The sequence below is a fragment of the Amycolatopsis sp. NPDC026612 genome (genome assembly GCF_040638285.1).
Classification (GTDB): Bacteria; Actinomycetota; Actinomycetes; order Mycobacteriales; family Pseudonocardiaceae; genus Amycolatopsis.
In genome coordinates, this window is sequence record NZ_JBEZYB010000026.1 from 1 (window position 1) to 13643 (window position 13643).

General features: G+C 73.2%; 4 protein-coding genes. All 4 read left to right on the forward strand.

The features are described from left to right. Nucleotides 1-8 precede the first annotated feature (8 nt). On the forward strand, nucleotides 9-10013 hold the full coding sequence (locus AB0F15_RS23285; RefSeq protein ID WP_360273818.1) for an amino acid adenylation domain-containing protein: 10005 nt from the start codon (nucleotides 9-11) through the stop codon (nucleotides 10011-10013). Between the two features lie 103 nt (nucleotides 10014-10116). Further along, nucleotides 10117-11427, forward strand: coding sequence for a condensation domain-containing protein (locus AB0F15_RS23290; protein ID WP_360273821.1), 1311 nt, complete (start codon nucleotides 10117-10119; stop codon nucleotides 11425-11427). Next, the gene (locus tag AB0F15_RS23295) at nucleotides 11424-12554 is read left to right on the forward strand and encodes a Gfo/Idh/MocA family oxidoreductase (protein ID WP_360273824.1); all 1131 of its coding nucleotides are present in this window, start codon (nucleotides 11424-11426) and stop codon (nucleotides 12552-12554) included. Before AB0F15_RS23290 ends, AB0F15_RS23295 begins: the two co-directional genes overlap by 4 nt. Beyond that, on the forward strand, nucleotides 12548-13540 hold the full coding sequence (locus AB0F15_RS23300) for an alcohol dehydrogenase catalytic domain-containing protein (RefSeq protein WP_360273827.1): 993 nt from the start codon (nucleotides 12548-12550) through the stop codon (nucleotides 13538-13540). Before AB0F15_RS23295 ends, AB0F15_RS23300 begins: the two co-directional genes overlap by 7 nt. The last annotated feature ends 103 nt before the right edge of the window (nucleotides 13541-13643 follow it).

Sequence of the window (13643 nt, forward strand, 5' to 3'; positions counted from 1 at the left end):
ACGCAAACGTGGTCCTGGCCGAGGCGCCGCCGGTCGCCGAGCCGGTCCCCGCCGCGGCGGGGACCGGGCCGGTGCTGCTCACGCTCAGCGCCCGCAGCGAGACCGCGTTGCGGCGGCTGGCGGGCGGGTACGCGGAGTGGCTGGCGGGCCTCGATGCGCCCGATGGCGGCCTGGAGCACATCGCCGCGCTGCTGGCTCGCCGGCGCAGCCACCATGGCCACCGGCTGGCCTTCGTGGCCACCGACGCCGCGGAGGCCGTGGCCAAGCTTCGCGCTTACACCGACGGCGAGAGCGGGCCCGGCGTCTTCGCCGGAGCCCCCAGCGGGCATCCGGCGGGCAAGCTCGCCTTTCTCTTCAACGGACAGGGGCCGCAGTGGTGGGCGATGGCCCGTTCCCTGCTGGAGACCGAGGGGGTGTTCCGGTCGACCGCGTTGCGCTGCGACGAGCTGGCCCGCCCGCACCTGGGCTGGTCGATCTTCGACGCGCTCGCGGCCGACGAGGCGGACAGCCGGGTCAACGAGACTTTCTGCCTCCAGCCGGCCATCTTCGTGGTCCAGGTCGCGCTGGCCGAGCTGTGGCGCTCGTGGGGCGTCAGCCCGGACGGAGTGCTCGGCCACAGCGTCGGCGAGTACGCCGCCGCCCACCTGAGCGGCGCTCTCGACCTCGAGTCGGCCGTGCGCCTCGTCTGCAAGCGGGCCCGCGTGCACTCCCGGGCCGACGGCACCGGCGGGATGATGTTCGTCGCGCTCGGCGCCGAAGCGGCCGGCAAGGTGTGCGCCGAAGCGGAAGGCTCGGTGTGCCTGGCCGCCGAAAACAGCCCACGCGGCTCGACGCTGTCCGGCCCGCACGAGGAACTCGACCGGGTCGCCGCCCTCCTGGAGCAGCGGGGCGTCTTCGCTCGCAAGCTCAGGGTCGCCTGTCCCTGTCACAGCCCGCAGATGGACCCGCTGCGCGACGAACTGGTCCGTGAACTCGCCGGTGTCGATGGAGCCCCGGCCACGATCCCGATGTACTCCAGCGTGCTCGCTCGCCGGATCGAGGACGGTGAACTCGACACGGACTACTGGTGGCGCAACTTCCGGCAGCCGGTGCTCTTCGAGGGCGCGCTGCGGGCGATGCTCGACGACGGCTACGACGCGTTCGTCGAGCTCAGCCCACACCCGGTGCTGCTCGGCTCGGTCCGCGAAATCCTCGACGACACCGGCCGCCCGGCCGTGACCGTGGCCTCGCTCTCCCGCGGCGGTGACGACCGGGCCGGAATGCTCGAGTCGCTGGGGGCGCTCTACGCGGCCGGCCGGAAGATCGACTGGGCGCGCCGCTACCCCGGCCCGGTCCCGGCGGCCCCGCTGCCCGGACCGGTCTGGCAGCACGAGACGCACTGGAACGAGACATCGGCCGCCAAGGCCAGGCGCACCGGCGGGCAGCCGCACCCGATGCTCAAGCGGGTCGACGCGGCCAGGCCGACCTGGGAGATCCGCTGGGACGACCACCGGCTCGCCTGGGTGCGCCAGCACGAGCTGTTCGGCACGGTCATCGTGCCCGGCGCCGCCTACGTCGAGGCGGCGCTGGCCGCCGTCCGCGAGCAACTGGGCGGCCCGGCCGCACTCGAGTTCGTCGACTTCGAGCGGTCGTGCGCGCTCGAGCCGGAGGACGTGCAGATCGGCCGGATCGAGCTGAACCCCGAGGACGGCACCTTCGAGCTGCACCACCGCTCCTTCGCCGGGGAAGTGTGGGCGCGCACGGCGCGGGGCCGGTACCACCCCGAGCCGGGGTGCGGCCGCGACGTCGACCTCGCGGCCGTCCGGCGACGCTGCCCCACCCGGCACTCCCACGACGACGTCTACGAAGCGTTCACCGGGCGGGGCTACGTCTACGGCCCGGCGTTCCGCGGGATGGCCGAGCTGCACACCGGCGACGGCGAGACCCTGGTCCGGCTCGCCGTCCCGGCCGAGCTCGCGGGCACGCTCGAGCAGTACGTGCTGCACCCGGCGCTGCTCGACGTCTGCATCCAGGCCGCGGTACTGGACGGCGCCGCGCGGCGGCCGGACGGGCTGATCCCCGTCAACTACGTGCCGTCCGGAGTGGATGCCGTTCGCGTACACCGGAACGGCAGGCCGCCGGCCTATGCCCACCTCCGGGTGCACACCCGTGACTCGCTCGCCCTGCACGCGGACATCGCCGTCCTGGACGCCGAAGGTGCCGTGCTCGCCGAGCTGGTCGGCATGCGCGGCGCCCCGGTTCCCCGGCCGCAAAGCCCGGAGGGGGCGGTCTCGGACCACTTTTACCGGATGCGGTGGCGCTCCTCGGTCCGCCCGGCGGCCGGCGCGGTCACTCTCGGCGCCCAGGAGGCGGTAGCGGATTTGAGCCTGCTCGATCCGGCGCTGGCCGGCGACAGCCCGCAGTACCGGGCGGACTTGAGCGACCTCTGCGCCGCGTATCTGGCCGACTGTTTCGCGCGTTTCGGCGCCGGACTCACCGCCGGGCGCACGATCAGCGTCGACGGCCTCGCCGGGCTGCTCCCGCTCTACCGGCCGGCCTTCGACGGCTTTCTGCGGTTCCTGACCGACGCGGGGATCCTGGCCGCCCACGACGACGGCTCGTTCCGGGTGCTGCGCGACGTCGACGGCGACCACCGCGCCCGCTGGGCCCGGATGCTGACCGCCTATCCGGACGCGCTGGGCGAACTGCGCCTGCTTCGCAAGACCGCGGCCCACCTGTACGCCGTGCTGACCGGTACGACCGACCCGCTCGATCTGCTGTTCCCGGACGGCGACCACGGCGAGGCCGAGCGCTTCTTCCAGACCGCCAAGGCCGTCCGGTTCCACAACGACGTCGTCCGGCAGGTCCTCGAGCGCGTTGCCGCCACCGCCGCGCGAGGGCGTACGTTGCGCGTCCTCGAAGTCGGCGCGGGCACCGGTGGCCTGACCGCGGCCGTCCTTCCCGTCCTGCCGGCGGACCGCACCGAGTACGTCTTCACGGACGTCTCGGCCGCGTTCACCGAACGGGCCAGGGAACGCTTCCGCGACTTCCCCTTCGTGGAATACCGGGTGCTGGACCTGGACCGCGACCCGGCCGGGCAGGGCGTCGACCTGCACTCGTTCGACGTCGTCCTCGCGTCCGACGTCGTGCACGCCACCCCCGACCTGCGCCGCACGCTGACTTCGTTGCGTGACCTGCTCGCCCCGGGGGGCCTGCTGGTGCTGGCCGAGGTGCTGCCGGGCCGGATCTGGGCGGACCTGACGTTCGGCCTCACCAAGGGCTGGTGGTCCTTCACCGACCGGGACGTGCGCACCACCGGCCCGCTGCTGGCCGCCGATCGGTGGGTCGGGTTGCTCCGCGAGGGCGGGTTCTCCGACGTCGCCGCGGTCGAGGACGAAACCGGCAACGACACCGCCCCGCACACCGTGCTGTTCGCCACCGGCCCGGAGAGCACCGCGTCCGCCGCGCCACCGGCGCCTGCGGCCGCCGATTGGGTGATCCTCGGCGACGACCCGGCGCTCGCCGCCGGCCTGGCCGCCCGGGTCCGTGAGTACGGTGGCCGCGCCCTGATCGTCCCGCCCGGCGATCCGGTGCACTTCGGCGACCTCCGGCCGGACCGGATCGTGCAGCTGTGGAACACGGGCGCCGAAGACGCCGCCGACCCCGCCACGGCGATCCAGGACCGCTGCGTCGAGCTCGCCGACGCGGTCCGGGTGTTCCGCGACTTCCCGGTCGAGCAGAGCCCCCGGCTCGTGCTGGTGTCCAAGGGCGCACACAGCCTGCACGGCGAGGCGGTGCGGCTCGGCGGCACCTCGGCGTGGGGCATCGGCCTGGCGGCCCGGCTCGAGCTGCCGCACACCCGCTGCCTGATGGTCGACCTGGACGCGGCCGCCGTCGACGATCTCGACCAGCTCTGGGCCCAGTTGTGCCGCGACGACGACGAATACGAGATCGCGCTGCGCGGGGGCGAACGCTACGTACGCCGCATCGTTGCGCATCCGGCCACGGCGGTGCTCGGCAGCGTGGACGCCCGTGCGTTGCCCGAGGAGCACGCGTACGCACTGGTCACCGACCACCCGGGGCAGCTCGACGAGCTGCGGTGGGCGGCCGAGCCGCGGCGGGCACCCGACGTGGGCGAGGTGGAGATCGAAGTCGGCGCGGTCGGTCTCAACTTCCGTGACGTGCTGGTCGCGCTCGGCCGGATGCCCTCCACCGCCGGCGGCCGGGGGCTGCGGATGGGCGCCGAGTGCGCCGGCCGCGTCACCCGGATCGGCCCGGACGTCACCGGGCTCGAGGTCGGCGACGAGGTGGTCGCGGTCGACTCGACGATGAGCACGCTCGCCTCGCACGTCACGGTGAACGCGACCTGTGTCGCTCCCAAGCCGGCCAACCTGTCCGCGGCCGAGGCGGCCACCGTGCCGCTGGTCTTCCTCACCGCCGCGATCGGACTGGGCCGCCTCGCCGCACTGCGCTCCGGCGAGCGGGTGCTCATCCACTCCGGTGCGGGCGGGGTCGGGCTGGCCGCGATCCAGCTCGCCCACGAGCTCGGAGCCGAGGTGCTGGCCACCGCCGGCACTCCCGAGAAGCGGGAACTGCTGCGCTCGCTCGGCGTCGCGCACGTCTTCGACTCACGCTCGCTCGCGTTCGCCGACGAAGTGCGGGCGGTCACCGGCGGAGCCGGGGTGGACGTCGTGCTCAGCGCGGTCGGCACCGAGGCCACCGCGCGCAGCATCGCGTGCCTCGCCCCGTACGGCCGGTTCGTCGAAATCGGGCAACGCGATCTGCGCGCGGACCGGCGGCTGGGTTTGCGGCCGTTCACGCGCAACCTGTCCTACTCGAGCTTCGACCTCCAGCAGATGATCGCCCAGCGGCCGGCTCTGGTGGCCGGGGAACTCCGGGAGCTGCTGGCCAGGTTCGCGTCCGGGGCGCTGCGCCCGCTGCCCCACCGCGTCTACCACCCGTCCCAGACCAGGGCCGCGTTCCGGCACCTCGCGGCGGGCGAGCACATCGGCAAGCTGGTGCTGGCGATGAGCGAGCGCGACCTGCCGGTGACCCCGCTTCCGGCGGCGGGTCCGGAGCGGTTCGACGGCACCTGGCTGGTCACCGGCGGGCTCGCCGGCATCGGCCTCGACCTCGCCGCCCGGCTGGCCGGGGCGGGGGTCCGGCAGCTGGTGCTGGTCAGCCGCTCCGGAGTGACCGGGCCGGAGACCGCCGAAGCACTCGACCGGCTGCGGGCGGACGGCGTGCAGGTGCTGGCCGAAGCGGTCGACGTGACCTCGGCGTCCCAGGTGGACGCGCTCGTGGCCCGGATCGACCGGGAGCTGCCGCCGCTGCGCGGCGTCCTGCACTGCGCGATGGTCATCGACGACGACCCGTTCACCGAACTCGACGAGCGCCGGTTCCGCGAAGTGCTCGAACCCAAGGTTCGCGGCACCTGGAACCTCGACCGGGCCACCGCCGGGCACGACCTGGACGCGTTCGTGCTGTTCTCCTCCACCACCTCGCTGCTCGGCAACGCGGGCCAGGCCAACTACGCGGCGGCAAACGCTTTCCTCGACCAGTTCGCCGACTACCGCGCGGCGCTCGGCAGGCCGGTGCTGACCGTCAACTGGGGCGCGATCCACGGGGCCGGCTACCTGACCCGCAACGAGCACGCGGCCCGCGCCCTGGCCGCCTCCGGGGTCGGCCACCTCGGCACCGAGCAGGTGTTCGAAGCACTGCGGCTGCTCTGGCGGGGATCCGCACCCCGGGTCGGTGTCACGAGGGTCGACTTCGCCCGGATCATCCGGCACTTCGGCATCGACGCCGATCACGAACCCCGGTACGCCGAGGTGCTGACCGGTGGCGCGCCGGGCGGACCGGCCGATGCGGACGGGCGCTCGATCGTGCAGCGGCTGCGGACGCTGGACGGTGACGCCCGCGTCGAGCTGCTCCGGACGCGGATCAAGGCCCGGTGCGCCGCCCTGCTCGGCGTGCCCGACCAGGAGTTCCCGCCGGATGCGCCCCTCACCACGATGCACATGGACTCGTTGCTGGCGGTCGAAGTCAGCTCCTGGATCGAGCGGGAGCTGGGCGTCACCGTCACCACGATGACGATGATGCGCGGGCCGAGCGTGGCCGACCTGACCACCCTCGTGCTGGACGGCCTGGACCTCGGACCGGTGCCCGAGGGCGGTACCGAGCCGGCGCCGCGGACGCCGCCGACGCCGCCTCGGCCCGAACCGGTACCGCGGCCGGCGGCACCGCGGGACGAGGACGAACCGATCCCGCTCACCGAACTGCAGGAGGCGTACCTGGTCGGCCGGTTCGACGGGCTGGGGCTGGGCGGGGTGTCCAGCCACGCCTACGGCGAGTACTCCATGCCCGATCTCGACCCGGCCCGGGCGATCGCGGCCTGGGACGAGATCGTGCGGCGGCACGCGGCCTTGCGGATGGTCGCCACCCTGGACGGCCGGCAGCGGGAGACCACGCCCACCGATGCCTGGCAGGTGCAGGTCGACGACCTGCGTGCCGATCCCGGGGCGGCGGACAAGGTTGCGGCCACCCGTGCCCGGATGTCGTGCCAGGTACTGGACGCCTACCGGGGGCCGTTGTTCGAGTTGCGGCTCACCCTGCTCCCCGGGGAAGTGCGCATCCACGTCAGCTTCGACCTGCTCATGCTGGACGCGCAGAGCATCTTCGTGGTGATCCACGAGTGGGGCGTGCGGTACCGGGGCCTTCCCCTGCCGCCGGCCGGGCCCGCCGGGGCGTTCCGGACCTTCGCGCGCGATCGGCGCCGTCGGCTCGAGGAAATCGGCAACGGCGCGGACCGGGAGCTGCTGACCCGCTTGGCCGGCGAACTGCCCCCACCGCCGGCACTGCCGCTGGCGACCGACCCCGACACCGTGCGGCGGCCCGAGTTCACGCGGCGCAGCGCCGTGCTCGACCAGTCCGACTGGAAGCGGCTGCGCGACGCCGCCGCGGCGCGCGGGATCACGGTGTCTTCGCTGTTCGGCGCGGCGTTCACCAGTGTGCTCGGCCGGTTCAGCGGGCACACCCCGTTCACCCTCGGGGTCCCCGCCTTCGACGGGCCACAGCTGGGCCGGGCCGCCCCGGCCATCGGCGAGTTCACCAGCGTGCTGCTGGTCGCGGCCCGGCCGGGCCCGGGCTCGTTCGAGGACTACCTCCGGGAGTTCCAGAGCTCGATGCTGGTCGCGCTCGAACACCGTGAGCTGGGAAGTGTGACCGTGCGCCGGGAACGGTCGAAGTCGCAGGACCGGGCGAAGAAGCCCGAGTCGGTGGCTCCCGTGGTGTTCACCAGCATGCTGGACAAGGACATCGGCAAGATGGACTGGCTGGGCCGCCGCCTGTACGGGCTGTCCCAGACCCCGCAGGTGTGGCTCGACCACCAGGCCATGCGCTGGGGCGACGACGCGGTGCTGACCTGGGACTCGGTCGACGTGCTGTTCCCGCCCGGGCTGCTGGACGAGATGTTCGACGCGTACCTGTCGCTGCTGCGCGGCCTGGCCCGCCACCGCGACTGGACCGCCGGCCCGGCGACGCTGAGCCGGCCCGAGCCGCGACCGGCACCCGTCCGCGTCGCCGAGTCGCCCCGGCTGCACGACCCGGTGCTGGCCCGGGCCGCCGCGAGCCCGGACGCGATCGCGATCCGCACCGACGAGCGCTCGGTGTCCTACCAGGACGTCGTGGGTGCGGCCGGAAAGGTGGCCGCGGCGCTGAAGAAGGCCGGTCTGCTCCCCGGCGACCTCGTCGCGGTCGGGGTGCCCCCCGGCTGGGAACAGGCCCCTGCGGTGCTGGGTGTGCTGCAGGCAGGCGGAGCCTACGTCCCGGTCGATCCCGCCGTACCGACCGGGCGGCTCGAGCTGCTGCTAAGGGACAGCACCGCCCGGTTCGCGCTCACCACCAGGGCCGCCGCGGGGAACTGGCCCGCCGGCACCCGGCTGCTCGTGCTCGAAGACGTGTGGAACGACCGGCCCGCCGACCTCGACGACCCGGGCACCACGAGCGGCGACCTGGCGTACCTGATCTACACCTCGGGTTCGACCGGGCGGCCCAAGGGCGTCGCGATCGAACACGGCGCCGCGCTCAACACGATCACCGACGTCAACGAGCGGTTCACCGTCGGGCCCGCCGACCGGTTGCTCGCGCTCACGCCGCTCACCTTCGACCTGTCGGTGTACGACATCTTCGGCACCCTGTCGGCCGGCGCGAGCCTGGTCGTGCCGGCGGCGGAACACCGCTCCGACCCGAAGCACTGGGCCGGCCTCATGGTCCGGCACGGGGTGACGATGTGGAACTCGGTGCCCGCCCTGCTGCGGCTGCTCGCCGAGACCACGGGGGACGACCTGGACTGGGCCGCCCAGCTCAGCTTGATCATGTTGAGCGGCGACTGGATCCCGGTGGACCTGGCCCGACGGCTCCGTGACCGGCTCCCGCACACCCGCCTGATCAGTATGGGCGGGGCGACCGAGGCCTCGATCTGGTCGGTGCTCCACGAGGTCGGCACCGTCGACCCGGCGTGGCGCAGCATCCCGTACGGCAAGGCGATGCGTGGCCAGGGTGCCGTGGTGCTGGACGAGCGGCTCGAACCGGTGCCGGCCGGCACCCCCGGCCCGTTGTTCCTCTCCGGTGCCGGGCTGGCCCGGGGCTACTGGGGCGACGACGAGCGGACCCGGCGCAGCTTCCCGGTGCGGCCCGCCACGGGAGAACGGCTCTACCGCACCGGCGACCTCGCCCGGGTCGGCCCGGACGGGGTACTCGAACTACTGGGCCGGGAGGACGACCAGATGAAGATCCAGGGGCACCGGATCGAACCCGGTGAGATCGAAAGTGCGCTGGCGCGCCTCGACGGGGTGCGGGACGCGGTGGTCGGCGCCGAAGGCGCCCGCGACCAGGACCGGCGGCTCGTCGCCGCGGTCCGGTCCCACCCCGGCTCGGTGCTCGATCCGGCCCAGGTGCGCGCGGAGCTGGCCCGCGAACTACCCCGTTACCTGGTGCCGGACCTGATCCGGGTGGTCGACGACTACCCGCTCACCGCGAACGGCAAGGTCGACCGGGGTGCCCTGTTCGGCGGCGAAGCGCCCGCACCCGTGGCTGACGAAGACGACGTCGCCGCCAGGGTGACTTCGGTGCTGACCGAGATCCTCGCCGGGTCCGGGTCGGCCGGCACCGACCTCTCCGAGATCGACTTCGGCACGGCCGGGCTGACTTCGATGGACCTGATCCGCATCGCGAACGGCCTGTCGTCGGAGTTCGGCCACCACCCCAGTCTCGAGCTGCTGTACGAGATCCGTTCGGCCGACGAGCTGGTGCGTTACTACACCGGCGGCACTCCGGCGGCTCCCCCGGCCGCTGCCCTGGGCACGGAGCCCGGGCCGCCGCCGGTGCTGCTCGACGTGGACGCGCGGGAGGAGGTCAAGGAACAAGCCCGGCACCGGCATCCCGGATCGCCGGCCGGCATCGGCCTTCCGGCCGGTGCCGAACCGGACCGTCGCCGGCGCAGCGTCCGCAAGTTCAGCGGCTCCAAGGTGCGGCTGGAGGCGTTCGGCGGCCTGCTCACCCAGCTGCGGCAGTGGACCGAGGACGGCACCGCCCGCCGCGCTTGGGGATCGGCCTCGGGCGTCTACCCCGTCGACGTCTACGTCCAGGTGCACAACGCCGGCGTGAGCGCGCTCGCCGAGGGCTTTTACCGCTACGACGCCGAAGGGCACCAGCTGGTACCGGTCAGTGACGACCCGCTGGTGTTGGCGGAGCACCACCGCACCAGCGACAACCGAGAGGCGTCCGAGACCGCGGGGTTCTCGCTCTTCCTGGTCGCCGACACCGCCGCATTCGAACGGCTCTACGGCGACCGGGCCGAGCCGTTCTGCCTGCTCGAGGCGGGTGCGATGGCCCAGTTGCTGACCACCACGGCGCCGAGCCTGGGTATCGACACCTGTCAGATCGGCCTGGTCGACTTCCGTGCCGCCAAAGCCGCGCTCGGCCTCGGCGAGAGCGAGAAACTGCTCTGCACGATCCTGGGCGGCGCCCGGTGACCACCGCACTCGCGCCGGGGATCCGGTGGCCCGGAACCGCCGGGAGCCCCGGCGTCGGCACCGGACGCCGGTTTCCCGGCACCCCGGCCCTCGGCGGTGCGGTGTGAAAGCCACGACGGCACCGCCGGACTTGCTGGACGTCACCGTCCCACAGCGCTCGCTGTGGGACGCGAGCCGGCGGCTCGCGGCCGAGCGGCAGGCCAACACCGTCGGCCAGTACGTCGAAATCCGCGGCCCGGTGGACGCGCGGGCCCTGGAGACCGCCGCCCAGTGCGTGATCGCGCAGACCGAGGCACTGCGGGCCCGGTTCGTCGAGCGGGACGGCGTCCTCAAGCAGCAGATCCTGCCTGCGGTGCGGTGGCGGCTACCGGTGGTGGACCTGTCCGGCTCCGCCGACCCCGCCACCGCCGCGGACGAATGGGCCGCGGCAGAGCACCGCGTACCCGTCTCGCCCGGCGACTCTCCGCTGTTCTCCACCGCGCTGCTCCGGCTGGGGCCCGACCACTTCCGCTGGTACCTGCGGTTCCTCCCGATGGTGATGGACGCCTTCAGCGCGGGCCTGCTCCTGCAGCGGGTGGCCGAGGTGTACACCGCCATCCGCGCCGGAACCGAGCCCGGGCCCAGCCCGTTCCGTTCGCTCCGGGCTCTGCACGCGGAACTGGACGAGTACCGGAAGTCCGCCAGGTACGACGACGACCGGGAGTACTGGCGCCGCCGTCTTGCCGGCGTGCCGGCACCGGTGCGCCTGGGGGCCGCCGGCCCCGACGCCCGGGCGGTGAGCGGTGCCGGCCTGGAACCACCGGCCGCACACCACATCCAGGCCACCGCGCAGGCCGCCGGTACGGCCTGGCCAGACCTCGTCCTGGCGATGGTCGCGGCCCAGATCGCGCTCGAGCGGGACGTCCCGGTCGTGACTTTGACCGTACCGGTGTCCAACCGGTTGACCGCGCTGGCCCGCAGCGTCCCGACGTACCTGGCCAACCGGTACTTGCTGACCGTGGCGGTGTCCCCCACCATGACTTTCCACGAGCTGCTGCGCCGAACGGCCGAGCACAACCGGGCGGACGTCACGCACCAGCGCCTGCCGTGTGAACAGGTGCTGGCCGACCTCGGTGACCGGGGCGAGTCCTTCGGCCGGGGTGATCCGAGCGTGAACATCACCCCGTTCCACGCCGAGCTCGCCCTGCCCGGCTGCGCCACCACGATGCACCAGCACCGGCGCATGGGCGCCACCGGCTTCGATCTCTTCGCGTCCGGCAGCCCGGACGCCTCCGGGCTGCGGATCAGTCTCGTGATGCGGGTGGCGCCCGGCGATCGTGACCTCGTGCCGGCGCAGGAGGAACGCCTGCTGCGGCTGCTGAACCGGGTCATCGACAACCCGCACCGGCCCCTGGGCGAAGCGGTGACACCGTGATCGGGCGCCGGCGACGCAGCCCGAACGCGGCCGGCCGCGCGAAGGGCCGGGGCGGCGGCCCGGTGCGGGTCGGACTCGTGGGCGCGGGACGGCAGGGAAGGACCCTCGGCCACGCCCTCATGGAGGTGGCCGGCGCCCAGCTCGTCGCGGTCGTGGATCCGCAGATCGGCTCGGCGCAGCTCGTCGCCGCGGAGTGCCACCTGCCGAGCTCCGCGGCCCGCACGAGGATCGGCGACTGCGATCGGTCCGATGCCGACGTGTGGATCATCGCCACGCCGCCGAACGCGCACCTGACGAACTTCGCCGAACTCCTGCGGCTGCCGACCCGGCCGAGAGCCGTGCTCTGCGAGAAACCGGCGGCGTGGTCTCTCCAGGACGTCATGCAGCTGGTCAGCCTGGCGAAGAACTCCGGAGTGCACCTGCAGTTCGGTCTGCACCTCCTGTCGGCCATCCCGCCCGCTGTCCTGTCCTGGCTGGCTGCCGGGGGCCTGGGCCGGCTGGTGGACGTGGCCGGGACGTGGCTCCGGGTGGACGGTGATCCGGACTGGGGACATTTCCGCACCGGCCACTGCCCGGGCGCCACCTTCGATCTGGGCCCGCACCTGCTCGGGGTGATGTTGCCCGTTCTCGGGCGTCGATCACCCATCTGCGCCGTCACTTCGAAGATGGTTTCAGCCCTGGCGACACCGCTTCTCGAAGGTGGGCCCATCCGTCGCGACTCCTCGGCGGAAATAGCGATGTTCCGGTCCCGGCCCGGCGGTCTCGAAGGGGCGGGCACCCTGTCCGTCGCGTGGTCCGGCCGGGGAACCGGAGCCGAACTGACGATCCTGCTGCGGGGCACCGAGGCCGCCTTCGCCATGCACCTGGACGAGGGGTGCGGCGACGCTGTGGTCCGCGTGCGGGTCGACGCGCGGTCAGCGCGGGCCACCGGGGTGGCGGGGAAATGGGAGACACCGGCGCGGGAGTGCTACATCCGGCAGCTGATCACCCTCGTCGAGGCCGCCGACGCCGGCGTGGCGGCCTACGTGCCCCCCGGTGCGCGTGCGCAGGACGCGGTGGCGAGCACCCGGCTGATCACCGCCGCCTACCAGTCGGCGGACAAGGACGGAGAACTGATCTCGTGGTGAACCCCCCAGGCGAAGACGAGCTTGCGACATCGGTCGTCCTGACCGGACCGCGGCAGTTCGAGATCGTCCGGGAACGTGTCGGGCCGCCGGACCGCACCTCCGTCCTCCTGCGCGTGACGCGGACCGGCATTTGCTCGGGTGACCTTGACCGGTGGCGACTCGGAGCACCGCCGGTCCCGGTCCGCCTCGGGCACGAAGTCGAAGGGGTGGTCTGCGCACTGGGCGAGGACGCGCCCCGGGATCTCCTGGGGCGCCGGGTGACGGCCTGGGTCCCCGGTGGCGGCTACGCGCAATACGTGTCCGCGGAGTCGGAGCACGTCGTTCCCTTGGTGCCCGGGGTCGACGGCGTCCTGGTCGAGCCGTTGGCGTGCTGCCTGAACGCCTGGTCCTGCCTGCCCGCGGCCGGCGGGGAGACCGCCGTCGTGGTCGGGGCCGGGTTCATGGGGGAACTCATGACCAGGCTCCTGGACATGAGCTGGTTCACCCAGGTCGTTCAGGTCGGGCGCGGACCGTCGGAGCGCCGGCACCCGGCCGGCGCTCGAACCGGGACCGGGACCGTGGGCGAAGAGAGCGCCCGGGAGGTGGTCGGGCAGGCAACCGGGGGCCGGGGAGCGGACGTCGTGGTGGAACTGACCGGAACCCAGTCGGGTCTCGAGCTCGCCGGCAGCCTCGTGCGGCGAGAGGGGACGCTCGTCATCGGCGGCTATCACCAGGACGGCCGGAGGAGTGTGGACCTCGGCGGGTGGAACCACGAGGCGATCCGCATCGTGAACGGGCACTTCCGCGACCCGAAGCGCGTGCTCGCCGCCATGCGCTGGGCCGCGAAGCTGCTCGCGCAGTCTTCCGTGGGGCACGGCGATCTGTTCACCCACTGCCTCTCGCTGGACGACATGAACGCGGGTTTCGAAAAACTCGGCGGACTGCGCGGAAACTACCGCAAAGGCGTGCTGGCCGTGCGGGACGAACTTGCGGATCCCCTGCCGTAACGGGAATTCCGGTGCCACCGGGTTCGCCGGCGCGATCCCGATCCGGGCGCTGTCGCCGAGACGAGGTGCGCGTCACGGCCGGAAATTTCCCGATACGATGGGA